Origin of the sequence: Tabrizicola sp. TH137, assembly GCF_002855575.1 — a bacterium.
GTDB lineage: Bacteria > Pseudomonadota > Alphaproteobacteria > Rhodobacterales > Rhodobacteraceae > Paragemmobacter.
This window is the reverse complement of the sequence record NZ_PKRQ01000005.1, coordinates 293,589-318,696: the sequence shown is the minus strand read 5'-3', so window position 1 is coordinate 318,696 and position 25,108 is coordinate 293,589. Positions and strand designations below refer to the sequence as shown.

The following is a 25,108-nucleotide window of genomic DNA, read 5'->3' as shown; positions in this document are numbered from 1 at the left end:
TGCCGCAAAGCGTGCCGCAAACTGTGCCGCAAACTGTGGCCACGCAGCGCGCGGTCAGGCGGGTTTTGCGCAACGCAGGGATAGCGCTGGTTTATCGCTGCGCCTTGCACCGATAGGCGCGGTCCCGGCGGGGCCGGGCTGCGGGGTGGTGGGTGGAGGCCCCGGATCACGTCCGGGGCGGGGTCTCGGGACAGGCCCGCGTCACTCTTCCTTGGTCGCGGAACGGGAGTCTTCGCTCTCCGTCTCGGTCGCCTCGTCATTGGCGGGGGCGGCGCTGCGGGGCCGGTTCCAGGCCGGTTTGCGGCGGGAGCCGGGAGGGGCCTTCTGCGACAGGAATTCGGCGAGGTTGAACGGGGTCTTGGGGGTGGAAACGCCCATCGGTCTGTCCTTTCCGGACATTCGGGCCGGGGCTGCGGGGCGCGGGGCCCAAGGGCGGCGCATCCCGGACCCCCAACGGCCCGTCACGCCCCCCGTGTTCGGAGGGCTGTAGGGGGTATGCGCCTTTTGTGGGGGGAAAGATAGGGACTAGTAAGGGGGCTGTGCATTTGGTGAATTTGATGGCATCGTGAGTGCGTTAGACGGTTGTGGAGTGATCTCATGCTATTGGCGGAATCTGACATCCAAGAACAGCTTTCAGTCGTCTACCTGAAAGCCCTAGCGAGTGCCGCCGGATTTGTTTTTGCTGAGCAAAATCTGGACCGAACTGGAACGGACTTAATTGTGCGGGGTGGATTGCATGGTTTTCCGCAAATAGATTGGCAGATAAAGGCTACAAAAAACCTAGGATCTGAGGATAACGGGTATTTCTCGTTTCCTTTAAAGAAGCGCAACTATGACCTTTTAATTGAGCCTTCTGGTCATCCGAGACTTCTGATGGTCTACGAGATGCCCCGCGATAGATCCCAATGGCTTGAGAGTGATCGGAACCAATTGGTGATGCGAAAGTGCGCTTACTGGGTGTCATTGAGTGGTTTACCACAGAGTGAGAACGACGTAAGTGTTACGATCAGGGTCCCGAGTTCGCAAGTGTTGTCAGTGTCTGAACTAACAAGACTGATGGGCCTCGCTAAGGACGGAAGAATCTGATGCGTTCGCTGATTGTGGATGAGGACGCGATTGCTGCAGTTTCTCCTGCGGCGATTGCTGCGTTTGCGCGTAGTTTGGGTTGGGAGGTTCAAGGAAGATACCGAGATTTCGCTGATATCTATTCCAATAAGGATATGGGTGCCGAAACGCTCATTCCAAAGAGCTCAAGAATCGTAGATTATGTGTCAATCGTCTCAACGTTGCTTGAGGTCTTTTCGGAGCAGATGGGTCGCGATCAAGAGGAAGTGTATCACCGCTTGATCGATGCTGAGAACGATGTATTCCGAGTTAGAGCAATAGATGCATATGACGATGGTTCAATTGGAGTAGAGGCTGGAATCAGCATGATTGAGCAAGCGAAGGAAGCTTTGCTTGCCGCTGCATGCTCGATTTCCTCTCCGCAACCCGTTTATCGAGCGGGAGCGAATAAGGAAGCAATGGACTTTCTTAAGACGGTGCGTCTTGGGCAGACTCGGCAAGGTAGCTATGTAGTAAACTTACTAAGCAAGGTTCCGCCGACTTTGCAGCATACGCTTGTTGAAGAATGGGCGCCTTTGGCTGATGAGCCAATTGAGCGCCGTGTTTCTAGAAGGCTAGTGGATGGACTGGCGGCGCTTCGTGGCGCGGCTGAGGAAGTTGGAAGTGGCCGCGGGCTTGAAACATTTGAGGCGTCTGTTGCAAATGGAGTAAGCGCTAATCTATGTGAGGCGCTGGCAAGGATGATAGGTTCAGTTAACAGAATTGAGTTGTCATTAGAATGGGCATTTACCCGCCCAGTTCCAAAAAAGATTTCGCGCTTCAACTTTGGTGATGACGACGCTGCTATATTTAGGGAGGCGGCACGCAAGCTGAGGGAAAAACGCCCCCGCCCTTCGGTCACGTTGTATGGTGTAGTCAATAAGCTGGCCAGAAAGCAGGAAGACTATGATGGGACCGTGTCTTTGAAGGCAGACATCGACGGTCAGTTGCAGTCAGTTACGGCGTCACTTGACCAAGCGAACTATGAGGCCGCTGTGATGGCGCACAGATCTAAGTTTCCGGTTGTGGTAAATGGTGACCTTGAAAGAATTGGGTCACGCTGGCACCTTACAAATGCAAATGTGAAAGCAATAGAGGCCACTGTTGATGAAGACGCGACTGATTTAGACGCGGACTTCTGAACGTTAATATGGGCTACAGGGCGGCCCTCCCGGACCGCCCCCCCCAATCGCAACCGACGCTAAAGATCAGTTCCGTGCGCGGTCCACCATCTTGCCCTTGGCGATCCAGGGCATCATGGCGCGCAGCTTCTCGCCGACCTTTTCGATCTGATGCTCGTCATTGATGCGGCGGGTGGCCTTGAAGAAGGGCTGGCCCACGGCGTTTTCCTGCATGAAGTCGCGCACGAATTTGCCGGTCTGGATGTCGGTCAGCACGGCCTTCATGCGGGCCTTCGTTTCATCATAGGGCAGGATGCGCGGACCCGAGACGTATTCGCCATATTCGGCGGTGTTCGAGATCGAGTAGTTCATGTTCGCGATGCCGCCTTCGTAGATCAGGTCCACGATCAGCTTCACCTCGTGCAGGCATTCGAAATAGGCCATTTCGGGCTCATACCCGGCCTCGACCAGGGTTTCGAAGCCCATGCGGATCAGCTCGACCAGACCGCCGCAGAGCACGGCCTGTTCGCCGAAGAGATCGGTTTCGCATTCCTGGCGGAAGTTCGTCTCGATGATGCCCGAGCGGCCGCCGCCGATGGCGGAGCAGTAGGAGAGGCCGATTTCCATGGCCTTGCCGGTGGCATCCTGATGGACGGCGACGAGGCAGGGGACGCCGCCGCCCTTGGTGTATTCGCCGCGGACGGTGTGGCCGGGGCCCTTGGGGGCCATCATGATGACATCGACGCCCTTCTTCGGCTCGATCAGGCCGAAATGGACGTTGAGGCCATGGGCAAAGGCGATGGCGGCGCCTTCGCGGAGGTTGTCATGGACATATTGCTTGTAGGTGGCGGCCTGAAGCTCGTCGGGCATGGTGAACATGATGAGGTCGCACCAGGCGGCGGCTTCGGCGATGCCCATGACTTTCAGGCCTTCAGCCTCGGCCTTCTTGGCGGAGGGGGAGCCTTCGCGGAGGGCGACGACGAGGTTCTTGGCGCCGCTATCGCGGAGGTTGAGGGCATGGGCGTGGCCCTGGGAGCCGTAGCCGAGGATGGCGACCTTCTTGTCCTTGATGAGGTTCACGTCGCAGTCACGATCATAATAGACGCGCATTGTGGCGATCCTTTTTGCTGAAGATGGCGGCAGGATAGGGATTTTTCTCGTGGAGGCCGTGCAATGTTTGATGTTTCTGGCGGTTTGTGGGAAGGATCATGCGTTGGATGGCGGTTTGGTGGATGGATCATGCTTGACGAGACGGATCGGCGGATCCTGCGGCAGTATCTGGCGGAGCCGGGGATGGCGCGGGCGGAGCTGGCGGCGCGGGCGGGGGTGACGGTGGCGACGCTGTGGCGGCGGCTGGAGCGGATGCAGGCGGCGGGGGTGATCCGGGCGGAGCGGGCGGTGATCGACTGGCGCGCGCTGGGCTATGGGGTGGAGGTGTCGTTGCGGTTCACGCTGGACAAGACGGACCCGCGGGCCTTTGACGCCTTCATCGCGGCGGCGCGGGAGGTGCCGGAGGTTCTGGCCATCGAGACGTTTCTGGGCCGGGTGGATGTGCGGCTGAACGTGATCGCGCGGGATATGGCGCATTATCAGGAGATCTATCGGGCGCGCATCCTGACCCTGCCGCATATCGCGGAGCTGGAGGCGTTGATGCTGATTTCCACCATCAAGGAGGGGGAGGCGGTGCCGCTGTGATTGATCTGGATGATGTGGACCGGGCGATCTGCCGGGCGCTGGCGGGGGATGGGGGGCTGTCGGCGGGGGAATTGGGGCGGCGGCTGGGGTTGAGCCAGCCGGCGGCCTGGCGGCGGGTGAAGCGGCTGGAGGAGGCGGGGGTGATCGCCGGGCGGCGGGTGGAGGTGGACCGCGCGGCGCTGGGGTTCGGGGTGACGGTGTTCCTGGGGGTGAAGCTGGCGACGCGGGGGCGGGTGTCGTTGGAGGATTTCGAGCGGGCGGTGGTGGCGATCCCGGAAGTGCAGGTGGTGCAGCATGTGCTGGGGCTGTTCGATTACCGGCTGCGGGTGGTGGCGCGGGATATCGCGGATTTCGAGCGGGTGCTGCGGCGGCGGATCATGACGCTGCCGGGGGTGGGGAATGTGGAGGCGAATGTGCTTTTGACCGAAGAGCGGCGGCCGGGGCCGCTGGGCTAGGGGGCGGTCTCTGCTCTGCCTGACGGATGCGTCGGTGGGACGCTTTGCGACATGTCGGAAACAGGCTGGTTTCCGGCGCGGGGCGCGCCATATTGGGCTGGAAAGACAGGGAGTAGAGAGACCATGACCACGCTGCCGCATGCACATATCGACCCGGAGGGATTGCAGGAGTTTTCGGTCGTCTTCACCGACCGGAGCCTGAACCACATGTCGGCGCGGTTCCAGGGGGTGATGAGGGATGTGTCGGGCCTGCTGAAGGAGGTCTATCACGGATCGGCCGTGGCGCTGGTGCCGGGCGGCGGGACCTATGCGATGGAGGCCGTGGCGCGGCAGTTCGGCAAGGGGTCGGTGCTGGTGGTGCGGAACGGCTGGTTTTCCTTCCGCTGGACGCAGATCTTCGAGGCGGGCGGGTTCACCGCGCAGACGACGGTGGTGATGGCCCGGCAGACCGGGAACGATCCGCGCGCGCCCTATGCGCCGCCGCCGGTGGAGGAGGTTGTCGCGAAGATTCGCGAGGTGAAGCCCGAAGCCGTCTTTGCCCCGCATGTGGAGACGAGCGCGGGGATCATCCTGCCCGACGACTATATCGCCAAGGTGGCCGCTGCCGCGCATGAGGTGGGGGCGATCATGGTGCTGGATTGCATCGCCTCGGGCTGCATCTGGGTGGATATGGTGGCGACGGGGGTGGATGTGCTGATTTCCGCCCCGCAGAAGGGATGGTCGGCCTCGCCCTCGGCCGGGGTGGTGGTGCTGTCGCCGTTGGGCGAAGAGCGGCTGGCGGCGACGGACAGCAATTCCTTTGCCCTCGACCTGAAGAAATGGCGGGCGATCATGGCGGCCTATGAGAATGGCGGCCATGCCTATCATGCCACCATGCCGACCGATGCCATTCTGGGTTTCCGCGACGCGATGCTGGAAACCAAGGCCATGGGCTTTGCCGCCGCCAAGGCGGCGCAATGGGAATTGGGGCAGGCGGTGCGCGGGCTGCTGGCGAAGAAGGGCGTGCCTTCGGTCGCGGCGGAGGGCTATCAGGCCCCCGGCGTGGTGGTGAGCTATACCGACCAGCCCGAGGTGCAGAACGGCGCGAAATTCCGCGCCGAAGGCTTGCAGATCGCGGCGGGCGTGCCCTTGCAAGTGGGCGAGGGGCCGGAGTTCAAGACCTTTCGCCTTGGGCTCTTCGGGCTGGACAAGCTGAAAGACGTGCCGGCCACGGTGGCGCGGCTGGAGCGGGCTGTCGAAGCGGTTCTTTGACCCTCGCGCCTGCGCGGCTTGCCGCGCGGGGCGAAAAATCTTCGTACGAAGATTTTTCGGAGGGGAAGAATTTTCGGATGAAAATTCTTGCGCTTAGCGGACGCCGAGCCCTGCGCGCATGAGCGTCTTGCGCACCGGGGCGACGGAGTAGAGCGCGTTCAGCACCGTCGCCCGCAGGTCGCGCAGGCCTTGCGCGCCCATCATCGAGGCGCGGTTGAGCGCGTCGATCCCCGTGACGCGGGCCTGCACCTCCAGATGGCGGGCGCGGTGATAGGCGTCGAGCATCCTGGCGCTGCCAAGCTGCGCGCGGTCGGCCTGTGCGAGGTCCAGAAGGACGCGCAGATCGGCGAGTGACATGTTCAGCCCCTGCGCCCCGATGGGGGGCACGACATGCGCGGCCTCGGCCATCAGGGCGGTGCGTTCGCCCGCCATGCGGTCGGCGATCTGGCTGATGATGGGCCAGACCGAGCGGCGGCTGACCAGTGTCAGCGGCCCGAGGATATGGCAGGAACGGGTGTTCATCTCGGCCTCGAATTCCGCCACCGGGAGCGCGGCGAGGCGTTCGACATTCGGCCCCGTCTCCATCCAGACGATGGCGGAACAGGGCAATCCGTCCCGATCCGGCAGGGGGACGAGGGTGAAGGGGCCGCCGGAGCGGTGGATTTCGGTCGAGATATTGCGGTGGGGGATCGGGTGGGTCACGGCGAAGGCGAGCGCCTTCTGGCCATAGCGGGTGGTTTTCACCGGGATCTCCAGCGCCTCGCGCATGGCCGAGTTGCGGCCATCGGCGGCGATGACGAGGCGGGCGGCGATGCGGCTGCCGTCGGAGAGGGTGGCGAGCGCCTCGCTCTCGCGCGTCAGGAGGCGGGTGGTGGCGAGGCCGGGGCGGAAGGAGACGTTCGGGAGGTCGGCAAGGCGGGCGACCATCTCGCGCCGCAGGAGCCAGTTGGGCAGGTTCCAGCCGAAGGGTTGATCCGAGATGTCGGCGGCGTCGAAATCCTTGACGATGCGGGGGTCGGGATGTTCGCCGCCCGCGTCGATGATGCGCATGATTTGGAGGGGGGCCGCGTAGGGGGCGAGGCGGGCCCAGAGGCCGGCTGCTTCCAGCACGGGGAGGGAGGGTTGCAGGATGGCGGTGGTGCGGAGGTCGGCACCGTCATCCTCCATCCGGGTGACGGGCGGCTCGGGATCGACGCAGATCACGGAGAAGCCGGCAGAGCCGAAGGCGGCGGCGGCTGTGAGGCCGGCCACGCCGCCGCCGGAGATCAGGATATCGGTCGTTTCGCGGGTCATGCGCGCCTCCGTCTTGTCCCTGAGAGATACGCCTGTGGCGCGGGAAGGCGAAGCGACAAAGTGCCCCTGCGGCGGATCAGGGCAGGGTGATCCAGATCAGCAGCGTGAACATCACCGGCACGAAGGCGACGGCGGTGAGGACGAGGGCGGCGAGGCCCCAGGTCTGGATCGCGAGGACAAGGAGGGTGAGGAGGATGGTCAGCACATAGTAGATCGTGCTGATGTCGCGCGAGATGTCGCGGGCGATATGGCCGATCACGGGGGTGGCGTGGAGGATGCGGCTGGCGAGGCTGGGCTGGGCGGGGGCGGCAATGGCAAGGGACATCTGGGACTCCGGTTTTACTTTCGGGTATCTGGGGCGGATCGGGTGGAAGTCCAAGACATTCTTGCTGCGGTGCGGCGTCGCAGGGGGCGACATCTGACGCAAGTGTCGCGCCGATTTCCGGCACTGACGTCGGTGGGGGCTGGGGGCAGGGCGGGTGGGCGGGATCTGGGTCAGAACTCGTGTCAGCGGCGGATGAGCTGCCCGAGGAAATCCGACAGGTCGGGGCTGTGGTGGTGGATGTGGTCCGCCGGTTCGGGTTCGGGCGCGATATGGACGGTGCGCATGCCCATGGCGTGGGGGGCGGCGAGGTTGCGGGCGTCATCTTCGAACATCGCGGCTGTGGCGGGATCGAGCCGGTCGAGCGCGAAGACCGTCTCGAAGGCCTGACGTTCGGGCTTTGGCCGGTACTTGGCGTGTTCCACGCCATAGACCGCGTCGAAGAGGCCGGTGAGGCCGCGGGCGGCCAGAACGCGATGGGCATAGGGCGTGTCGGCATTGGTATAGACGATGCGGCGGCCGGGCAGGGCGGCGATGTGTCGGGCCAGAACGGGATCGGGGGAGAGGACGGAGAAGTCGATGTCATGGACATCGGCCAGGTAGGCCTCGGGGTCGATGCGGTGTTCGGCCATGAGGCCCGCGAGGGTGGTGCCGTAGCGCTGCCAATAGGAGGCGCGCAGATGGTCGGCATGGGCGCGGTCCACGCCGAGGGCCTGCATCACCCAATTGGTCATGCGGACCTCGATCTGGTCGAAGAGGCGCATGTGGGGCGGGTAGAGGGTGTTGTCGAGGTCGAAGACCCAGGTGCGGATGTGGCGGAACTGTTCTGCGGGCATGAACCCTAGCTAGCCCGAAGGGGCGGGCGCGGCAATGGGGGCGGTTGAAAGGGGCGGGGACGGGGGGTAGTGTCACAAACGGTATACAATCGTATCCGGGCCGGATGGCCCGGCTGAAGCGGGACGGAGGCGACGTGCAGAAGGATGCCTATACGCTGATCCTCGAGGCGATCGAGGCGGGGCTGTACAAGCCCGGCGATCGGCTGGTGGAATCGGAACTGGCGGAGCGGCTGGGCGTGTCGCGGACGCCGGTGCGCGAGGCGCTGCAACGGCTGGAGACGCAGGCGATGCTGACGCGGGACGGGCGCAGCCTGATCGTGGCCTCGCTGGACCATAACCAGTTGGCCGAGCTTTATGCGGTGCGGACAGAGCTGGAGGGGCTGGCGGCGCGGCTGGCGGCGCGGCATGCGACGGAAGAGGAGATCCGCGTCCTGAAGGGGATGGTGGAGGATGACCGCGCGCTTCTGGGCGGTGATCCGAAGCTGTTGAGCCGGGCGAACAAGCGGTTTCACAAGCAGATTCATCTGGCGAGCCACAACCGGTTCCTGGTCCAGCAGCTTGACCTCGTGCATCGGTCGATGGCGTTGATGGCCAATACCTCTTTCGCCGCCGAAGGCCGGGACGAGGTGGCGCTGGCCGAGCATGACCAGATCGTCAAGGCGATCGAGGCGCGGGATGGCGATGCGGCCTATCAGGCGCTGCGCCAGCATATCAGCAAGGCCTTCGAGACCCGGCTTCGGGTGGAGGCGGGCGAGATACGGATGCGCTGAGGGCGGTCGTTGGCGGAGCCGGGGCGCGGGCGCTGTCGGGCGGGGTGTCCGGTTGGGCCGCGCCTGCCGGATGGACAGGGATGGTGTCATCGTCATGGAACTGTCCGTGGCGCGTCTTGTCCCAGTGGAAGGGGCGGAGGGGCGCCTCGCCGATTGCCTTGATCGCGGCGATGGTGGCGAGCAGGCCGTAGGGTTTGAGGAGGAGAAGCCACCAGCCCGGCCCGCCATGCCGGGTGCGGCGCATGGCGAGGATGACGAGGGCATATTCCGTCAGCCGGATCAGCAGGAGCGAGAGCGACACCTGCGGCGGCACGTCGAGCGGCAGCCAGTCGCGCCCGAGGAGGGGCAGGCTGTAGAGCCAGAGCAACAGGATCAGCGGCCCGAGCGCGCCATGGATCAGCGAGCCGAGCAGCAGGGCCTGCACGGCGAGGAAGCGGCGCAGCCCCAGATCGCGCAGGAGCCTGCGGGGCGCGCGCATGTGGACGAGCCATGTCATCAGATAGCCCTTGGTCCATCGGGAGCGCTGCTTGATCCAGGGGCGGATGCGGCAGTTCGCCTCTTCCATCGTGCTGCTGTCGAGCGTGGCGGTGCGGAAGCCCATCCGGGCGAGGCGCAGGCCGAGATCGGCGTCTTCGGTCACGTTATGGGCATCCCAGCCGCCTGCGGACTCGATCCGGTCGCGGCGCAGGAAAAGGGTGGTTCCGCCAAGGGGCATGGGCAGGTTCAGCCGTTCCAGCCCCGGCAGGAAGAGGCGGAACCAGAGCGCGTATTCCATGGTGAAGCAGCGCGCCATCCAGTTGGTGCGGGGGTTGTAGAAGTCGAGCGCGCCTTGCAGGCAGGCCAGATCGGGCGGGGCTGCGGCAAAGGCGGCGGCCACCTTGCGGAGTTGGTCGGGATCGGGGGCATCTTCGGCATCCCAGATGCCGACGATCCCGCCCTTGCAGAAATCGAGGCCGAAATTCAGGGCGCGCGGTTTGGTGCGGACCTGGCCCTGCGGCACGGCGAGGACGCGCACCCCCTGCGGGAGGGTGGAGGCGGCCAGGATGGCACGGGTGGGGTGATCATCGGCCTCGGTCAGGATGAGGATGTCGAGCCGGTCGGCGGGATAATCGAGCCGGGCGAGGCGGCGCAGGAGGCGGGTGGCAATCTCGGCCTCGCCATAGAGGGGGATGAGGACGGAGATCATGGGAAGCAGGTCATCGGGCAGGGCGTCTGGCGCGCTGGGCGGGGGGCGGCGGAGGGTAGCGATACAGGCCAGAAGCTTGAGCGCGAAAAGCGCATAAAGGCTGCAAAGGCCGAGAAGCAGCAGCGCAGTGGCGGCGGCGAGAGGGGCGAGGAGGAGGCCGGTCAAGGTGGCAAGGAAGGCCCCGGCCATGACGAGGGCGATGCTGCGATGAGGCAGGCTGCGGGCGCTGTGTTGCGGGGGCAGGGCATATTCGGCGGAATGAGCGAGGGCGGCGCCGCCATGGGCCAGAAGTGCGGCCTCGATCCGATGGCGGGGGCAGGGCAGGGGGCGGGTCTTCGGGCCGAAGCAGGCGGAAAGGGCGGCGCGGTGGGTTTCGAAGGCCATGGGGGTGGCGGTCAGGATCAGGATTTCGCCGTCGCGCGACTGCCAGGGAAGAAGGCCCTGCCGCAGGCAGAGATGGGCGCCGTAGCGCGTGACGAGGGCGATGTCGGGCGGGACGGCGAGCGGATCGAAGACGGGGGCGGGGACGGAGGCGGGTACGGGGGCCGGGGCCAGGGTCGCGGGTGGCAGACGCGGCGCGGCAGGGAGGAAGGCGGCGGCGGCTTCGGCAAGGCCGGAGGCGGTGGGGTGCGGATCGGGCAAGGCGGGGCCGCCGAAGGGGGGGCGGTCGGCATTGCGGCGCGATGGGCGCGGCGAGGCAGCCGCGCCGACCGGGCGGTCGGGTGGGGGGGAGGGCATGGGGTCTGGCTCCTGCGAGGCGGGGCCAGACTGGACCGGAGTGGGTTAAGGGGGGATTAAGCGAAACCGGTTAATTCGCGCAAAAGTTGCGCGACTGTCCTGCCTTGCGGGAGGTGCGGGCGAGTCAGGCGGCGCGGCGGTCGCGCAGCGCGGCGGCGAAGCGTTCGAAGAGGTAATAGCTGTCTTGCGGGCCGGGCGAGGCTTCGGGGTGGTATTGGACCGAGAAGATGGGTTTCCCATCCACGGCGATGCCGCAATTGGACCCGTCGAAGAGGGAGACATGCGTCTCGCTGACGCCTTTGGGGAGGGTCTGGCTGTCCACGGTGAAGCCGTGGTTCATCGAGGTGATCTCCACCTTCCCGGTGGTGAGGTCTTTCACGGGATGGTTCGCGCCGTGATGGCCGTGGTTCATCTTGACGGTCTTGGCGCCGAGCGCGAGGGCCAGCATCTGATGGCCAAGGCAGATGCCGAAGAGGGGCAGGTCCTTGGCGAGGACGCCCTGGATCATCGGAACGGCATAGGCGCCGGTCGCGGCGGGGTCGCCGGGGCCGTTGGACAGGAAGACGCCTTCGGGGTTGAGCGCCAGCACATCCTCGGCCGTGGCGGTGGCGGGCAGGACTGTGACGTCGCAGCCCGCCGAGGCGAGGCAGCGCAGGATGTTGCGTTTCGCGCCGTAGTCGATGGCGACGACGCGGAAGCCATCGCCCTTGCGTTCGCTATAGCCTTCGGGCCAGGCCCAGCGCATTTCGTTCCAGCGGTAGGATTGGGCGCAGGTCACGTCCTTGGCGAGGTCGAGGCCGACAAGGCCCTTCCAGGCGCGGGCCTTGGCGACGAGGGCGCCGATGTCGAAATTGCCTTCCGGATCATGGGCGAGCGCCACATGGGGCGCGCCCTGCTGGCGGATGGCGCGGGTCAGGCGGCGGGTGTCGATGCCGCCGATGCCGATGCGGCCCTTCTGGGTGAGCCAGTGGGTGAGTTCATCCCTGGAGCGCCAGTTGGAGGGTTCGGTCGGGTCCCATTTCACCACCATGCCGGCGGCGACGGGGGTGCCCGTCTCATCATCCTCGGGCGTGACGCCGACATTGCCGACATGGGGGAAGGTGAAGGTCACGACCTGCCCGGCATAGGAGGGATCGGTCATAATTTCCTGATAGCCGGTCATCGCGGTGTTGAACACCAGCTCGGCCACCGTTTCGCCCGTGGCGCCGAAGCCCTTGCCGTAGAAGACCGTTCCGTCCGAGAGTGCGAGGCATGCGGTCGGTTTCGCAGAAGCGGGCATGGGCGACTCTCCTATCGGCAAATTGCGCGGACACTAGTGGCGATGGGGGGCCGGGTCAAGGCTTTGGGGGAAAAGGAATATTCAAGAATTTCAATCGGTTGATCCGGAAGGGCGCTGTTGTGGCGCGGCGCGGGACAGGCTATGGTGGCGCTTCATGCCAACCTTTGGGGAAAGGTGACAGATGTCGTTGCGCGAAAGGCTGCAAACCGCGCTGAAAGAGGCGATGAAGGCGAAGGAGGCGGATCGCCTGTCCACGCTGCGCCTGATCAACGCCGCCATCAAGGACCGCGAAATCGCCAGCCGGAGCGAGGCGTCCGAGATGGAGGTGGGCGATCCGGAAATCCTTGCCATCATGGGGAAGATGGTCAAGCAGCGCCAGGAAAGCGTGCGCGCCTATGAAGAGGGCGGGCGGCTGGAACTGGCCGAGAAGGAAATGAACGAGATCCGGGTGATCGAGGAGTTTCTGCCCCGGCAACTTGGGCCCGAGGAGGTGGAGGCGGCGGTGAAGGCCGCGATCGCCGAGGTGGGGGCCAGCGGCATCCGCGACATGGGGCGGGTGATGGCGGTGCTGAAGGGGAAATATACCGGCCAGATGGATTTCGGCGCGGTGGGGCCGAAGGTGAAGGACCTGCTGGCCTGAGATTACGCTGCGGATCTTGCGGGGCGGGGGCCGGCTGGCCCCCGCCCTTTGCCTTGCCCGTCAGAGCAGGGATTTCGGCAGGGTCTGCTGCGACCGCGCGTCGATGCTGCGGAACCAGAAGGTGAGCAGGCTGGACGAGATCACGATGAAGAGCGAGTAGAGCACGGGGATGGCGAGGATCTCCTGCTGCTGGCTGCCTGCGAAGGTCAGCACGACCAGCGCCACGGCCAGCGGGCCGTTCTGGATGCCCGTCTCCAGCGCCACGGTGCGGGCATCGCGCGGCGTCTGGCGGAGGAGGCGCGAGAGGCCGTAGCCGCAGAGGAAGCCACACAGGCCAAGGGCGATGGCGGCGAAGAAGACCGAGGCGGGCGTGCCCAGCAGGAAGCCCCAGTTGCGCGGCACCCAGGACACCAGGAGGAAGACGATGAAGATGATCCCCAGCGCCGAGCCGCCCAGTTCCACCAGCGCGCCGACATTCGCGTTCCAGCGCCGCAGCGCCATGCCGATGGCGACAGGGACGAGAAGCAGGAAGAGCGTGACGATGATGTTCTCTGCCGGGATATCCACGTTCAGGCCGGTCGCGTAGATGACGAGCAGGATGGGGATCAGCAACACGCCGAAGAGGGTGGAATTCACCGTCATCAGCACCGAAAGCGCCAGATTGCCCTTGGAGAAATAGGTGAAGATGTTCGAGGTCGTCCCCCCCGGCATGCAGCCCATGATGAGAAGGCCGATCTTGACCGGTTCGCTGACCGGCAGGGTCAGGGCAAGGGTGAAGGCGATCAGCGGCATGAAGCCGTATTGTGACACAAGCCCGATGAAAAGCCCGTAGGGCCGTTTCAAGGCGGAGGTGAAATCGCGCGGGGTGAGGGAGGCCCCCATGCCCAGCATGATGACGGCGATCATCAGCGCGAGGATGGCCTGTTCCAGCGGTCCGACCATGGCTCAGGCCCCTTTCATCTGGGAAAGCGCCTCGTCCCGGAGGCTGCGGCGCAGGATCTTGCCGACATTGGTCTTGGGCAACTCGTCGCGGAAATGGATCTGGCGGGGCACCTTGTAGGCGGTGAGGCTTTGCTTGCAATGGGCGCGGAGGTCGGCCTCGGTCACGCTGTCGTCGCGGCGGATGACATAGGCGCGGACGAATTCGCCCGCCGCGCCATCGGGCACGCCGATCACGGCGCATTCCTGCACGGCAGGGTGGCGGGCGAGGCAATCTTCCACCTCGTTCGGATAGACGTTGAAGCCCGAGACGAGGATCATGTCCTTCTTGCGATCCACGATGCGGAAATAGCCGTCGGCATCCATGACTGCGATGTCGCCCGTGCGCAGGAAGCCTTCGGGGCAGATCGCGGCGCGGGTCTCGTCAGGGCGGTTCCAGTAGCCCTGCATCACCTGCGGGCCGCGGATAGCGAATTCGCCGGGCGTGCCGGGGGGCACGTCCTGACCGGTTTCATCCAGCAGCCGGACATCGGTGGAGGGCATGGGAATGCCGATGGAGCCGGTGCGCGCCGCGCCGATCGGGTTGCCGGTGGCCACGGGAGAGGTTTCGGTGAGGCCGTAGCCTTCGACGATCTCGGTTCCCGTCAGCGCGCGCCAGCGGTCGGCCACCGCGCCATGCAGCGCCATGCCCCCCGCGAAGGAGGCCTTGAGCTTGCGGGGCGGGGCGTCGGTGAACCAGTATTCGTTCATCAGCCCGTTGAAGAGCGTGTTGACCCCGATGATCCAGGTGATCGGGTAATTCTCAAACGCGCGCTTGAGGTTCGAGAGCGGGCGGGGGTTCGGGATCAGGAGGTTGCGGGCGCCGAGGTGGAAGAAGCCCAGAAGGTTCAGCGTGAAGGCAAGGATGTGATAGGTGGGGATGGCGGTCAGCACGACCTCCTTTCCCGGCGCGACATGCGGATTGATGAAGGTCATGGCCTGGGCCATGTTCATCAGGAGGTTGCGATGCGTGAGGATCGCACCCTTGGCGACGCCGGTGGTGCCACCCGTATATTGCAGCACGGCGATGGCGGTTTCCGACAGGTCGGAGTCATAGGCCTTGCGCGGCAGGCGCGCGCCTTCGGCCAGCGCCTCGGGCAGGCGGGTATGGGGCAGGGTGATGGCGGGGATGGAGCGGTCCCAGTGCTTTTGCACCAGACCGATCACGCCGCGCACGGCGCGGGGCATCAGTTCCGCCACGCGGGTCACGACAACCTTGGGCAGGGGGACGATGCGGCCCGCCTCGGCCAGCTTGTCGGTGAACATGTCGGTGATGACGATCACCTTGGGTTGGGCATCGGCGATCTGATGCGCCATCTCGGCGGCGGTATAGAGGGGGTTGACGTTGACCAGCACGCAGCCGGCCTTGAAGGTGCCGAAGGCCACGACCGGGACGGTCAGGGAGTTCGGGGTCTGCAAGGCGACGCGGTCGCCGGGTTGCAGGCCTGCTACCTCGCGCAGCCAGGCGGCGAAGGCATCGGAGAGGCGGTCCACCTCGGCAAAGCTGAGGTCGCCATACATGCCGTTGGGCATGACGACGGTATAGGCGGTGCGGTCCCCTTCGCGGGCGGCGGTGTCGCGGACAAGCTGGCCGAGCGTCCGGGCCAGGGGGGCCGTCACTTCGGCAGGCACGCCGGATGGATAGGCCCCCGCCCAGGGGCGCGTTGCAATGGTCACGTCTGTCTCCTCCCACAGTCACGTAGCGGCGGGTCTGCGCCCGCCTTGACCGTTCAATCTGGGCATGACCTGCCCGTCTGGGAAGGGGAAATCGCGGCTTTTCGCGAAAGTGACGTTGCGGCGCGGCGGTCAGCGCAGGCGGGAGAGGCGGGTCTGCAACTCGTCCCGCAGGGCGAGACGTTCCTCTTCCGACAGGAAGGCGCCCAGTTCCACCTCGCGCCCGTTGCCCTTGAGGGTGAGGTAGTTCGGGACCGGGCCGCCGCTCTGATGCAGTTGGACCGAGACCCAGTGGGGATTGGCCTGCCAGTCCTGCCGCCGCCCGCGCGGGCCGTGGCGGGTGAGGGAGAGCGCGTCGCGGGTGAGGGTGAGGTCTTCCACGATCTCGGCATCGCGGTAGGAGCGCGAGAGGGCGGCCCACATGCCCCAGATGGCCAGCGCGAAGAAGGGCAGGATGCCCCAGAGGACGGGCGATCCGAGGACGGCCAGCATCGGCACGAGGATCAGCGCGCAGGTGGCGCCGATGAAGAGGACGAAGCCCTTGCGGGGAAGGGATCGGTAGGGCCAGAGGTGGAGGCGGGCCTGAGTGTCATCTGCGTGAGCGGCGGTGTCGGGGGTGGGCAACCATTCGTAGGGCATGGGCGACAGGGTAGCGTCGGGGATGGTGAAGGGAAGGGGGTGCGGCAGGGCTTCGCAGCCTGCCGCCTCCGGGGGGCGGGCCTGACGCCGGGGGGCGTCAGCAGGTGCCGCTGAAGAGCCAGTTTCCGCTGAGGACCTGAAGGTTGAAGTCGCGCGGCAGGGCGCCGCCGCAGACCTGCGCGCCGACCATCTGGCGCAGTTCGGCCTCGGACCAGTCGGGGCCAGCATGGCCGCTGAACCGGCCGTTGCCGTCATTGTCGATGTTCAATTCGTTGGAGGCCGGGCCGGAGACGCAGCCGGCGAGCGCGAGGATCAGGGCGAGGGAGGCGAAACGCGGAATACGGGTCATTGGAAACGGGGTCCTTGGCGGTTGCACGACAGGGGAAGGCTATGGTCGCGGCGGGCGTCTGTAAATGGAGAGGATGCCGGGGGCGAAAAGCAGAAGGCCCCGGAAGTTCCGGGGCCTTCTTTCCTTTGCGACCTTGCCTCAGTGGGCGTGGCCCTTGTCCCAATCGGATTGCTTGGGAAGCGTCTCGAAGGTGTGTTCCGGCGGCGGGGAGGACAGGGTCCATTCCAGCGTATCGGCATGTTCGTTCCAGTAGTTGTTCTCGGTCACGCGCTTGCCGAAGAACAGGGTGTAGAAGACGATGCCGATGAAGAACACGAAGGAGGAGAAGGCGATCATCGCGCCGAGCGAGGACCACCAGTTCCAGTAGGCGAAGGCTTCCGGGTAGTCGATGTAGCGGCGCGGCATGCCCTGACGGCCCAGGAAGTGCTGGGGGAAGAAGGTCAGGTTCGAGCCGATGAACATCGCCCAGAAGTGCAGCTTGCCGGCCCATTCCGGGTATTGGCGGCCCGACATCTTGCCCATCCAGTAATAGATGCCCGCGAAGATGCCGAAGACGGCGCCCAGCGACATCACGTAGTGGAAGTGGGCCACGACATAGTAGGTGTCGTGATAGGCGCGGTCCACGCCCGCCTGAGACAGCACGATGCCCGTGACGCCGCCGACGGTGAAGAGGAAGAGGAAGCCGAAGGCCCAGAGCATCGGGGTTTCGAAGCTGACCGAGCCGCCCCACATGGTGGCGATCCAGGAGAAGATCTTGATGCCGGTGGGCACCGCGATGACCATCGTGGCCAGCATGAAATAGGACTGCTGCTGGAGCGACATGCCCACGGTGTACATGTGGTGCGCCCAGACGACGAAGCCCAGCACCCCGATCGCCACCATCGCATAGACCATCGGCAGGTAGCCGAAGATCGGTTTGCGCGAGAAGGTGGCGATGACCTGCGAGATGATCCCGAAGGCGGGCAGGATGATGATGTACACTTCCGGGTGGCCGAAGAACCACAGGATGTGCTGGTAGAGGACCGGGTCACCGCCGCCCGAGGGCGTGAAGAAGGTGGTGCCGAAGTTGCGGTCCGTCAGCAGCATGGTGATGGCACCGGCCAGAACCGGCAGGGCCAGCAGGATGAGCCAGGAGGTGACGAAGATCGACCAAGCGAAGAGCGGCACCTTGTGCATCGTCATGCCGGGGGCGCGCATGTTCAGGAAGGTGGTGATCATGTTGATCGCGCCGAGGATCGAGGAGGCACCCGAGAGGTGCACCGCGAAGATGGCGAGGTCCATGGCATAGCCGCCTTCGGCGGTGGTGGAGAGCGGCGGGTAGAGAACCCAGCCCACGCCCGCGCCCGGCCCGAGCTCGCCGCCGCCGCCGGGGGCGAAGAGCGAGGCCACGGCGAGCGAGGTGCCCGCGACATAGAGCCAGTAGGACAGGTTGTTCATCCGCGGGAAGGCCATGTCCGGCGCGCCGATCTGGAGCGGCATGAAGTAGTTGCCGAAGCCGCCGAAGAGCGCGGGGATGACCACGAAGAACATCATCAGGATGCCGTGGGCGGTGATCGTCACGTTCCAGATATGGCCGTTGGGCGTGCAGGTCGCGGCGGCGTCGGCCACGAGGCGCAGGCCTTCCTGGCACATGTACTGGACGCCGGGATTCATCAGCTCCATCCGCATGTAGACGGTGAAGATGACCGAGATCAGGCCGACGATGCCGCCGGTGAAGAGGTAGAGGATCCCGATGTCCTTGTGATTGGTGGACATGAACCAGCGGGTGAAGAAGCCCCGCTCGTCATGTTCGTGGCCATGAATGGCTGCGTCCGCCATTGGCGTCTCCCGTTCTTGCGCTGTCCGCGGGTTTTCCCGTCGGCCGTGTTCCCTTGCGTCCGGCTCCGCTGGGCGGAGTCGGGGCGACGGTCCGGTGATAGCCCGCGTGGATCAGCGAGGCAACGGAGGAAATTGATCCAGATCAAGATGAAACGTCGCAGGGCGGGGGGCGGACCGGCGCGGGAAAGGGCGAGGTGCAGCGCGTTCAGGGGGGGGCGGGCGGCGACCCTTTCCCGCGACGCGACAGGGGCGGCGGCGCGGAGGGCCTGGCCTTGCGCAGGGGGCGGGCGGTCAGCGGCGGGGGAGGAGGCCCGCTTCCTCCAGCGCGGCGACATGGCCCCGGCTGACGGGAAGTTCGAGGCCCGAGCGGGTGGTGACGACGGCGCGGGGGCCGTCGCGGCGCACGGCGGCGATATGGTCCAGCGCCACCCAATGCGAGCGGTGCAGGCGCAATCCCTCGGTGGGTGCCGCTTCGGCGATGGCGTCGGAAAAGCGCAGAAGGATCATGGCGCTGCCCCGGTCGGTGGTGACGCGGGTATAATGATCGGTCGCCTCCAGCGCGGCGATGGGCGCGCGGATCTCGTCCGGCAGGCGGTCGAGCAGCCGGGGCCGGGCGGCAAAGGGGGGCAGGGCCGGGGCGTTCGGCTGATCGGTGAAGAAGGCGATGTAGGTGGCAAGCGAGATCACCGTCGAGATGGCGATGATGGAGAGGACGAGGGGCGTCTCTTCGATGGTAAGGTCGCCGGGGCTGAGGAGGAGGGCGTTGATCGTGAAGACGATGGCGCTGACCGGTAGGCCGCTGATCGCGCCCGAAAGGATCGAGGCGATCCATTTGGGCGGGCCGTAGGAATGGATCACGTCGCAGCCCACGAAGCCCACGACGAAGCCCAGCGTGCCGGTGGTGAGGACGATGGCATACCAGTAGATCACGCGGTGCAGGAGGGGCAGGCTGTCGGCGGTGCCGAAGGGGCCGGCGAGGCCGAGGACGGCGGCCAGCGCGAGGAGGAAGGCCCAGAAGCCCTTGCTGCGCAGGATCGGTGCCATTTCGTCGAGCGAGGTGGAGATGATCGGGGCAGGGATGAGGGCCATGATCGCCTCAGGGGATGATGCAGGCGGCAGGGGCGCGGCCGTCGGGATGAAGGCCGCCCTCGGTGGGGAAGAAGCGCGGGAAGGTCGCCATCAGCGCGGCGTCGAGATCGGCCATGGTGACGGGCAGGCCGAGATCGACGAGGCTGGTCACGCCATGGTCGCGGATGCCGCAGGGGATGATGCCGGAGAAATGCGACAGGTCGGGTTCCACATTGATCGAGATGCCGTGGAAACTGACCCAGCGGCGCAGCTTGACCCCGATGGCGGCGATCTTGTCTTCGGCCGGGCTGCCGTCGGGGGAGGGGGCGCGGTCGGGGCGGGTGACCCAGACGCCGACGCGGCCGGGGCGGATTTCGCCGCGGATGTTGAATTCGGCCAGCGTGGCGATGACCCAGTTTTCCAGCGCGCGGACGAAGCAGCGCACGTCGCGGCCACGGGCGCCGACATCCAGCATGCAGTAGATCACCCGCTGGCCGGGGCCGTGATAGGTGTATTGGCCGCCGCGTCCGGTTTCATGGACGGGGAAGCGGTTGGGATCGGTGAGGTCGGCAGGCTTTGCCGAGGTGCCTGCCGTGTAGAGGGGCGGGTGTTCCAGCAGCCAGACCGCCTCGGTCGCCGAACCTTCGGCAATGGCGGCGGCGCGGGTTTCCATCGCGGCGAGCGTGGGAAGATAGGGGCTGAGCCCGGGCAGGTGGGTCCATTCGACCATGTTATCGCCGGGGCGCGGGCGCCCCCTCCTCTGGCTTGATCCATGAAATAAGGAGTGTGAAGGCGACTGTCACGGTGGCAAAGCATCCCTGCGCAAGAAAATTATGCGCCGGATGCGGCGGCGGGGGCGTGCCGGTTCCTGCTTTCTCTCTTGTGCCGGGCGCAAACATTGCGCAGATGGCGGGCGGAAGCGGGGGCGGGCGGAGGAGTGGCGCCATGGCAGAGGGCTGCGTTCTGTGCGGCGCGACGGGGACGGAGGTGGTGTCCCGGACGGATCGGCATGGCCAGCCGTTGATGACCGTGCTCTGTTCGGGCTGTGGCGTGCTGCGCAACGATCCGGTGCCTACGGCGGAGGAACTGGACCGGTTCTACCGCAAGGATTACCGCGAAAGCTACAAGGGGGCGACGGAGCCGCGGCTGCGGCAGGTCTGGCGCAATCTGGAGCGGCTGAAGGTGCATTTCATCGAGTTCCGCGACATCTATGCGCGGGGCGGCGACTGGCTGGATCTGGGCGCGGGGAGCGGGGAGTTCACCTTCTTGGCCCGGCATCTGGGGGCCGAGATGACGGCGGTGGAGCCGCATGAGGGCTATGCCGCCTATTGCCGCGAGAAGCTGGGGCTGGATGTGGCGGGGCGGACGCTGGAGGAATGCGACTTTCCCGAGGGGCGTTTTGACCTGATCCGGCTGAGCCATGTGCTGGAGCATATGCGCGATCCGGTGGCGTCGCTGTCGGTGCTGCGCGGTTGGCTGAGGCCGGGGGGCGTGCTTTATATCGAGGTGCCGAATATCGAGGCCGAGGCGCGCAACAGGTTGCAGGGGCGGCTGTTCCATTACGGGCATATCTACAATTACAACCCGCTGACGCTGCGCCATGTGGCGGCGCGGGCGGGGCTGGTGGAGATGCCCGAGACGGCGGCGCGTTGCGCCGGGCGCTGCGCGGCCTTCTTCACCGCAGACGAGGGCGGGTTGCAGGCCGACGAGGCGCTGATCGCCAATGCCGCGCGGATGCGCGAGGTGATGCGTGGCCACAACAGCCGCCGTCTGCCGGAGCCGGAAGAGGGCACGGTGCTTGGCCGCTTCCTGCGGTCGATGACGGCGCGGCTGCGCGAGGCGCGGGCCGGGCAGCGGATGAAGACGCATCGCGCCATCGCCGAGGCCGCCGCCGCCGATCTGGAGCGCAGCCTGAAGCAGGTGATGGGGCGCGGCTGAACCGGTTGGGGCGGGTGAAGCGGGGCGCTTTTTTCCTCTTTCCTTCCCCGGAGCGCTTCGCTAAACAGCCGCCACCAAGCCGGATCGTGCGGATGTGGCGGAATTGGTAGACGCGCAGCGTTGAGGTCGCTGTGGGGTAACTCCCGTGAAGGTTCGAGTCCTTTCATCCGCACCATCCGGCTGGTCGTGACCGGCGCGACCGTGGCGGCAGAGCGCCAGATCCCTCCCCCCCCTTGTGAAACCTGCGACGGCCCGGGCTGGCCTGGCCCCTTGCTGCGGGGCCGGCGGAAACTTGTTCAGGCTTGCGGCCCGCATGTGGCGAGGCAGGGGCAAAAGCGGCCGCTCAGGGGCCCGGCGCCACAATTGCCACAATTCGGCCATAATTTGCCCCCTTAAGAATGTGTTAACCCGGCAGAAGTCCGGGATTGGTCCGACCCGGCCTCAGATCGGGCGGTATGGCGCGAGCGGTGGAATGGCCACATATGTGATCGACGGCTATGCCGTCGGTGCCATCGTCGTTGCGGGGGGAGGGACCCCCGTTGTCGGGTCAACCTTCCGGTTGGACGCGAACTGGTCTGCATCCACTGCCGCCCTGACGATCACCGTCACCGATGACGACACGGTATTTTCCGGTTCGGCGGCGGCGGTTCTTGACGGGACGCAGACGGGGGTTGTGGTCACGGCGGCGGGGGCGACGCTGGCCTCGGGCACGATCCGGCTGGGCAATGGCTTTGTCGTCACCGACCCCGTGCTGGGGAGCGTCAGCCTTTACCAGGTCATCGTCGGCAGCACGGTGGTGGGCTATGTCTCTTCGGCGCCGTTGCAGCCGGGGGTGCAATACACGGTAGCCACCGTCACCCCGACCACGGCGGCGGGCGTGCCCTATGCCAGCCTCGCCATCCTGGATTACGAGCAGTCGCTGGACAACAGCCTGACCGGCGGCAGCGGCAATGACTCGCTGCGGGGCGGGGCGGGCAATGACACGCTGTCGGGCGGGGCGGGGAATGACACGATCCTGGGTGGGGCCGGGAATGACGTCATCACTGGCGGGCCGGGCAGCGACAGCCTGTCGGGCGAGGATGGCGACGACACGTTCATCGTTACCACCGGCAGCCAGGCGGATTCGATCTTTGGCGGGACCGGGACCGACACGATCAGCTTTACCACCGCCGGGACGGGGGCGAATGTCGTCTTTTCCGGCACGGGGAACGGGAACCAGAACCTTGTCGGCGTGACGGCGGTCGCCTTCACGGGCATCGAGGCCATCGACGGCACCGGGTTCAATGACACGCTGAACGCGGCGCTGAGCGGTGGCAGTGTCACCCTATGGGGCAATGGCGGGGCGGATACCATCTCCGGCGGATCGGGCGGTGATGCGCTGTTCGGCGGGACCGGTGCGGACAGCCTGGCGGGGAATGCCGGGAATGACCTGCTGGATGGCGGCGACGATGCCGACAACCTGTTCGGCGGGAGCGGCAACAACACGCTGTTCGGTGGGTCGGGCAATGACCGGCTGGAGGCGACGACCGGGCTGGACCAGCTTTTTGGCGGGCTGGGGGTGGACAGCCTGTTCGGCGGGGACGCGGCTGATACGCTGGATGGCGGCGATGACGCGGATTCGCTTTATGGCGGGGCCGGGGATGACTCGCTGGATGGCGGGGCGGGGAATGACCTGCTGGATGCCGGGTCGGGGAATGACACGATCCGCGGCGGGCTGGGCAATGATTCCATGGTCGGCGGCACCGGGGATGACCGGTTCCTGCTGGAAACCGGGGGCGGGACGGACACGATCGGCGGCGATGGCGGCACCGATACGGTGGATACCACGCTGATCACCGCCGGGGCGACGATCACTTATAGCGCGACCGGCATCGGGACGGTGTCGGCGAGCGGGACGACGGTCAGCTTCACCTCGGCCGAGCGGGCGCTGACCGGGGCCGGGAACGACACGATCTTTGGCGGGACCGGGACGGAATTCGTCGAGACGGGTGAGGGCGCGGACAGCCTGTTCGGCGGCGGCGGGGTCGATACGCTCTATGGCGGGGCAGGGGATGACCTCGTCGATGGCGGGTCGAGCGGCGACACGCTTTATGGCGGTGACGGCAATGACACGCTGATCGGCGGGACGGGGAGCGACTCGCTGTTCGGGGATGGCGGGGATGACCGTTTCGTCGTCGCGGCGGGGGACGGGTCGGATACGCTGTTCGGCGGGACCGGCAATGATACGGTCGATTTCAGCGGGTTCACCACGGCGGTGGAGGTCGATTATTCCGGCGCCGGGGCGGGGACGATCGACAGCAGCGCCGGGACCACGACCTTTTCGGGGATGGAGGTCCTTCAGACCGGGTCAGGCAATGACACGATCATCGGGGGATTGGGGTTTGAGACCGTCTTTGCCGGGGCGGGGAATGACCAGATCTTCGGCGGTGGCAGCGCGGACAGCCTTTTCGGCGGCGACGGGCAGGATTTGCTGGAAGGCGGGGATGCCAATGACACGCTGATCGGCGGGGCGGGGATCGACACGCTTTATGGCGGGACCGGTCTTGACGTGATCGACTATTCCGCCAGCGACGCGGCGGTGAACATCAACCTGCGGACCTGGACGGCGACGGGCGGCCATGCGCAGGGCGACGTGCTGGCCGGGGTGGATGGCGTCGTCGGGTCGGCCTTCAACGACACGATCATCGGCTTCGACGACGAGGGGCTGAGTTCCGCCGACTTCTATTTCAACCAGTTCGAGGGCGGCGCGGGCAATGACGTCATCGAGGGCCGGGGCGGCAGCGATGCGCTGTTCGGCGGCGCGGATGATGACACCGTTCTGGGCGGCGACGGCAATGACACCGTCAGCGGCGGCGATGGCAATGATGTCCTGAGCGGGGATGCCGGCAACGACACGATGTCGGGCGGTGCGGGCAATGACACGCTGGCCGGTGGCGCGGGCAATGACACGCTGGCGGGCGGGTCGGGGCGGGACATCTTTGCCTTTTCGGCGGGGGGCGGGAGGGACCAGATCAACGATCTGGACCTGACGCTGGTCGAGGGACAGTTCACCGACCGGATCGACGTGTCGGCGCTGGTGGATGCGACCGGCAATCCGGTCAACTGGGCGGATGCGGTGGTCACCTCGGACGGGGCGGGGGGATCGCTGATCACCTTCCCCGGCGGCGAGATCATCCGGCTGGTGGGGATTGACCCGTCGCTGATTTCGACCAAGCCCGCGCTGGTGGCGCTGGGCGTGCCCTGTTTCGGGACCGGGACCCTGATCCTGACGGAGCGGGGCGAGGTGCCGGTGGAGGCGATCCGGGCGGGCGATCTTGTGATGACGCTGGATCACGGGTTGCAACCGGTGATCTGGGCGGGCGGGCGGCATCTGGACCGCGCGGCGCTGGCGGCGGAGCCACTGCTGCGGCCGGTGCTGATCCGCGACGGGGCGCTGGGCAACCGGGGGGATGTGCTGGTTTCGCCCAATCATGCGGTTCTGGCCGAGGTGGACGGGCAGGAGATGCTGGTCCGGGCCAAGCATCTGGCCGAGACGGGGGATGCGCGGTTCCGCATTGCCAAGGGGCGGCGCGAGGTGGGGTATCACCACCTTTTGCTGGAGCGGCACGGGATCGTTTTCGCGCAAGGCATGGCGACGGAGACGATGTATCCCGGCCCGATCGCGGTGGCGGCGCTGGGTGCAGAGGTGGCGGCGGAGATCGCGGCGGCCTTCCCGCTGCTGGCCCCTGTCCTGGCGGGCGTGGTGGCGGCGGAGTGGCTGTATGGCCCGACCGCGCGGCCCATGGCCAAGCGGCGGCAGCTTGTTTCCGGCCCCAATCCGAACCGCCGCGCGGCGGCCTGATGCCGCCTGATGCCGGCCGTCGGGGCGGATCTGCGAGGAAGTCGCAGAAAATCGTGACCTGAGCCTTAACCGGGCCCTTTCCCTGCCGTCTTGGCATATGGGAACGGTGCAAC

The 25,108-nt window shown here is 66.1% G+C and carries 23 protein-coding genes and 1 tRNA gene; 10 read left to right on the top strand and 14 right to left on the bottom strand.

Going from position 1 to position 25,108, the window contains the following annotated elements:
• Window positions 1-201: 201 nt before the first annotated feature.
• Window positions 202-378, bottom strand: coding sequence for a hypothetical protein (locus C0V75_RS23025; RefSeq protein ID WP_158241862.1), 177 nt, complete (start codon window positions 376-378; stop codon window positions 202-204).
• Window positions 379-597: 219 nt separating this feature from the next.
• On the opposite strand from C0V75_RS23025, the gene C0V75_RS24205 reads away from it, so the two are divergent.
• On the top strand, window positions 598-1,086 hold the full coding sequence (locus C0V75_RS24205; RefSeq protein WP_101922060.1) for a DUF4365 domain-containing protein: 489 nt from the start codon (window positions 598-600) through the stop codon (window positions 1,084-1,086).
• The gene (locus tag C0V75_RS22770; RefSeq protein ID WP_143710440.1) at window positions 1,086-2,246 is read left to right on the top strand and encodes a hypothetical protein; all 1,161 of its coding nucleotides are present in this window, start codon (window positions 1,086-1,088) and stop codon (window positions 2,244-2,246) included. Before C0V75_RS24205 ends, C0V75_RS22770 begins: the two co-directional genes overlap by 1 nt.
• Before the next feature lie 66 nt (window positions 2,247-2,312).
• Here the strand turns inward: C0V75_RS22770 and ilvC are convergent, their stop codons facing one another.
• Window positions 2,313-3,335 (bottom strand): ketol-acid reductoisomerase, encoded by a 1,023-nt coding sequence (gene ilvC, locus C0V75_RS16515; RefSeq protein WP_101922059.1) that lies wholly within the window; start codon window positions 3,333-3,335, stop codon window positions 2,313-2,315.
• Window positions 3,336-3,464: 129 nt separating this feature from the next.
• Here ilvC and C0V75_RS16510 point away from each other — a divergent pair, with 129 nt between their 5' ends.
• The 3 genes from C0V75_RS16510 to C0V75_RS16500 all read left to right on the top strand — a co-directional run bounded on the left by C0V75_RS16510 (window position 3,465) and on the right by C0V75_RS16500 (window position 5,626).
• Complete coding sequence (locus C0V75_RS16510) at window positions 3,465-3,920, top strand: Lrp/AsnC family transcriptional regulator (protein ID WP_101922058.1); 456 nt, start codon at window positions 3,465-3,467, stop codon at window positions 3,918-3,920.
• Window positions 3,917-4,375, top strand: a complete 459-nt coding sequence (locus C0V75_RS16505; protein ID WP_101922057.1) for an Lrp/AsnC family transcriptional regulator — start codon at window positions 3,917-3,919, stop codon at window positions 4,373-4,375. The genes C0V75_RS16510 and C0V75_RS16505 overlap by 4 nt, the downstream gene beginning before the upstream one ends.
• Before the next feature lie 123 nt (window positions 4,376-4,498).
• Complete coding sequence (locus C0V75_RS16500; RefSeq protein ID WP_101922056.1) at window positions 4,499-5,626, top strand: aminotransferase class V-fold PLP-dependent enzyme; 1,128 nt, start codon at window positions 4,499-4,501, stop codon at window positions 5,624-5,626.
• Window positions 5,627-5,719: 93 nt separating this feature from the next.
• Here the strand turns inward: C0V75_RS16500 and C0V75_RS16495 are convergent, their stop codons facing one another.
• The 3 genes from C0V75_RS16495 to C0V75_RS16485 all read right to left on the bottom strand — a co-directional run bounded on the left by C0V75_RS16495 (window position 5,720) and on the right by C0V75_RS16485 (window position 8,077).
• Window positions 5,720-6,919 (bottom strand): UbiH/UbiF family hydroxylase, encoded by a 1,200-nt coding sequence (locus tag C0V75_RS16495; protein WP_101922055.1) that lies wholly within the window; start codon window positions 6,917-6,919, stop codon window positions 5,720-5,722.
• A 76-nt stretch (window positions 6,920-6,995) separates the two neighbouring features.
• Window positions 6,996-7,244, bottom strand: coding sequence for a hypothetical protein (locus C0V75_RS16490; RefSeq protein WP_101922054.1), 249 nt, complete (start codon window positions 7,242-7,244; stop codon window positions 6,996-6,998).
• A gap of 182 nt (window positions 7,245-7,426) precedes the next feature.
• Window positions 7,427-8,077 (bottom strand): pyrimidine 5'-nucleotidase, encoded by a 651-nt coding sequence (locus C0V75_RS16485; RefSeq protein WP_101922053.1) that lies wholly within the window; start codon window positions 8,075-8,077, stop codon window positions 7,427-7,429.
• Window positions 8,078-8,211: 134 nt separating this feature from the next.
• Here C0V75_RS16485 and C0V75_RS16480 point away from each other — a divergent pair, with 134 nt between their 5' ends.
• Complete coding sequence (locus tag C0V75_RS16480) at window positions 8,212-8,847, top strand: GntR family transcriptional regulator (RefSeq protein ID WP_101922130.1); 636 nt, start codon at window positions 8,212-8,214, stop codon at window positions 8,845-8,847.
• On the opposite strand, the gene C0V75_RS16475 is transcribed toward C0V75_RS16480, so the two are convergent.
• Both C0V75_RS16475 and carA read right to left on the bottom strand, forming a co-directional pair.
• Window positions 8,789-10,771: a glycosyltransferase family 2 protein gene (locus tag C0V75_RS16475; protein ID WP_101922052.1), complete on the bottom strand. Its 1,983-nt coding sequence runs from the start codon at window positions 10,769-10,771 to the stop codon at window positions 8,789-8,791. The two genes, C0V75_RS16480 and C0V75_RS16475, sit on opposite strands and share 59 nt — an antisense overlap.
• Before the next feature lie 124 nt (window positions 10,772-10,895).
• Window positions 10,896-12,050 (bottom strand): glutamine-hydrolyzing carbamoyl-phosphate synthase small subunit, encoded by a 1,155-nt coding sequence (carA, locus tag C0V75_RS16470; RefSeq protein ID WP_101922051.1) that lies wholly within the window; start codon window positions 12,048-12,050, stop codon window positions 10,896-10,898.
• Between the two features lie 181 nt (window positions 12,051-12,231).
• Between carA and C0V75_RS16465 the strand changes: the two genes are divergently transcribed.
• Window positions 12,232-12,690, top strand: coding sequence for a GatB/YqeY domain-containing protein (locus C0V75_RS16465; RefSeq protein WP_101922050.1), 459 nt, complete (start codon window positions 12,232-12,234; stop codon window positions 12,688-12,690).
• Window positions 12,691-12,750: 60 nt separating this feature from the next.
• Here the strand turns inward: C0V75_RS16465 and C0V75_RS16460 are convergent, their stop codons facing one another.
• From C0V75_RS16460 to lipB, 7 genes are all read right to left on the bottom strand, one after another.
• Entirely contained in the window at window positions 12,751-13,632 is an 882-nt protein-coding gene (locus tag C0V75_RS16460) for a bile acid:sodium symporter family protein (RefSeq protein WP_101922049.1), read from the bottom strand.
• Window positions 13,633-13,635: 3 nt separating this feature from the next.
• On the bottom strand, window positions 13,636-15,345 hold the full coding sequence (locus C0V75_RS16455; protein ID WP_101922048.1) for an AMP-binding protein: 1,710 nt from the start codon (window positions 15,343-15,345) through the stop codon (window positions 13,636-13,638).
• A 129-nt stretch (window positions 15,346-15,474) separates the two neighbouring features.
• Window positions 15,475-15,981, bottom strand: coding sequence for a DUF2244 domain-containing protein (locus tag C0V75_RS16450; RefSeq protein ID WP_101922047.1), 507 nt, complete (start codon window positions 15,979-15,981; stop codon window positions 15,475-15,477).
• A 97-nt stretch (window positions 15,982-16,078) separates the two neighbouring features.
• On the bottom strand, window positions 16,079-16,330 hold the full coding sequence (locus C0V75_RS16445; RefSeq protein ID WP_101922046.1) for a hypothetical protein: 252 nt from the start codon (window positions 16,328-16,330) through the stop codon (window positions 16,079-16,081).
• A 138-nt stretch (window positions 16,331-16,468) separates the two neighbouring features.
• Window positions 16,469-18,148 carry a cytochrome c oxidase subunit I gene (gene ctaD / locus C0V75_RS16440; RefSeq protein WP_101922045.1) on the bottom strand — a complete coding sequence of 560 codons (1,680 nt, stop codon included), beginning with the start codon at window positions 18,146-18,148 and terminating at the stop codon, window positions 16,469-16,471.
• 291 nt (window positions 18,149-18,439) lie between these two features.
• Window positions 18,440-19,237: a LytTR family DNA-binding domain-containing protein gene (locus tag C0V75_RS16435; protein ID WP_101922044.1), complete on the bottom strand. Its 798-nt coding sequence runs from the start codon at window positions 19,235-19,237 to the stop codon at window positions 18,440-18,442.
• A 7-nt stretch (window positions 19,238-19,244) separates the two neighbouring features.
• Window positions 19,245-19,946 carry a lipoyl(octanoyl) transferase LipB gene (lipB, locus tag C0V75_RS16430; protein ID WP_101922043.1) on the bottom strand — a complete coding sequence of 234 codons (702 nt, stop codon included), beginning with the start codon at window positions 19,944-19,946 and terminating at the stop codon, window positions 19,245-19,247.
• A 215-nt stretch (window positions 19,947-20,161) separates the two neighbouring features.
• Here lipB and C0V75_RS16425 point away from each other — a divergent pair, with 215 nt between their 5' ends.
• From C0V75_RS16425 to C0V75_RS16415, 3 genes are all read left to right on the top strand, one after another.
• On the top strand, window positions 20,162-21,154 hold the full coding sequence (locus tag C0V75_RS16425; protein WP_158241861.1) for a bifunctional 2-polyprenyl-6-hydroxyphenol methylase/3-demethylubiquinol 3-O-methyltransferase UbiG: 993 nt from the start codon (window positions 20,162-20,164) through the stop codon (window positions 21,152-21,154).
• An 88-nt stretch (window positions 21,155-21,242) separates the two neighbouring features.
• Window positions 21,243-21,329, top strand: a tRNA-Leu gene (locus C0V75_RS16420).
• 297 nt (window positions 21,330-21,626) lie between these two features.
• Window positions 21,627-24,995, top strand: a complete 3,369-nt coding sequence (locus C0V75_RS16415; protein WP_158241860.1) for a Hint domain-containing protein — start codon at window positions 21,627-21,629, stop codon at window positions 24,993-24,995.
• Window positions 24,996-25,108 lie beyond the last annotated feature (113 nt).

Bases quoted from the DNA above. Each gene is read 5' to 3' on its own strand.
- C0V75_RS23025 (WP_158241862.1), bottom strand. From the start codon at position 378: ATGGGCGTTTCCACCCCCAAGACCCCGTTCAACCTCGCCGAATTCCTG.
- C0V75_RS24205 (WP_101922060.1), top strand. From the start codon at position 598: ATGCTATTGGCGGAATCTGACATCCAAGAACAGCTTTCAGTCGTCTAC.
- C0V75_RS22770 (WP_143710440.1), top strand. From the start codon at position 1,086: ATGCGTTCGCTGATTGTGGATGAGGACGCGATTGCTGCAGTTTCTCCT.
- ilvC (WP_101922059.1), bottom strand. From the start codon at position 3,335: ATGCGCGTCTATTATGATCGTGACTGCGACGTGAACCTCATCAAGGAC.
- C0V75_RS16510 (WP_101922058.1), top strand. From the start codon at position 3,465: ATGCTTGACGAGACGGATCGGCGGATCCTGCGGCAGTATCTGGCGGAG.
- C0V75_RS16500 (WP_101922056.1), top strand. From the start codon at position 4,499: ATGACCACGCTGCCGCATGCACATATCGACCCGGAGGGATTGCAGGAG.
- C0V75_RS16495 (WP_101922055.1), bottom strand. From the start codon at position 6,919: ATGACCCGCGAAACGACCGATATCCTGATCTCCGGCGGCGGCGTGGCC.
- C0V75_RS16490 (WP_101922054.1), bottom strand. From the start codon at position 7,244: ATGTCCCTTGCCATTGCCGCCCCCGCCCAGCCCAGCCTCGCCAGCCGC.
- C0V75_RS16485 (WP_101922053.1), bottom strand. From the start codon at position 8,077: ATGCCCGCAGAACAGTTCCGCCACATCCGCACCTGGGTCTTCGACCTC.
- C0V75_RS16475 (WP_101922052.1), bottom strand. From the start codon at position 10,771: ATGCCCTCCCCCCCACCCGACCGCCCGGTCGGCGCGGCTGCCTCGCCG.
- carA (WP_101922051.1), bottom strand. From the start codon at position 12,050: ATGCCCGCTTCTGCGAAACCGACCGCATGCCTCGCACTCTCGGACGGA.
- C0V75_RS16465 (WP_101922050.1), top strand. From the start codon at position 12,232: ATGTCGTTGCGCGAAAGGCTGCAAACCGCGCTGAAAGAGGCGATGAAG.
- C0V75_RS16460 (WP_101922049.1), bottom strand. From the start codon at position 13,632: ATGGTCGGACCGCTGGAACAGGCCATCCTCGCGCTGATGATCGCCGTC.
- C0V75_RS16450 (WP_101922047.1), bottom strand. From the start codon at position 15,981: ATGCCCTACGAATGGTTGCCCACCCCCGACACCGCCGCTCACGCAGAT.
- C0V75_RS16445 (WP_101922046.1), bottom strand. From the start codon at position 16,330: ATGACCCGTATTCCGCGTTTCGCCTCCCTCGCCCTGATCCTCGCGCTC.
- ctaD (WP_101922045.1), bottom strand. From the start codon at position 18,148: ATGGCGGACGCAGCCATTCATGGCCACGAACATGACGAGCGGGGCTTC.
- C0V75_RS16435 (WP_101922044.1), bottom strand. From the start codon at position 19,237: ATGGCCCTCATCCCTGCCCCGATCATCTCCACCTCGCTCGACGAAATG.
- lipB (WP_101922043.1), bottom strand. From the start codon at position 19,946: ATGGTCGAATGGACCCACCTGCCCGGGCTCAGCCCCTATCTTCCCACG.
- C0V75_RS16425 (WP_158241861.1), top strand. From the start codon at position 20,162: ATGGCAGAGGGCTGCGTTCTGTGCGGCGCGACGGGGACGGAGGTGGTG.
- C0V75_RS16415 (WP_158241860.1), top strand. From the start codon at position 21,627: ATGGCCACATATGTGATCGACGGCTATGCCGTCGGTGCCATCGTCGTT.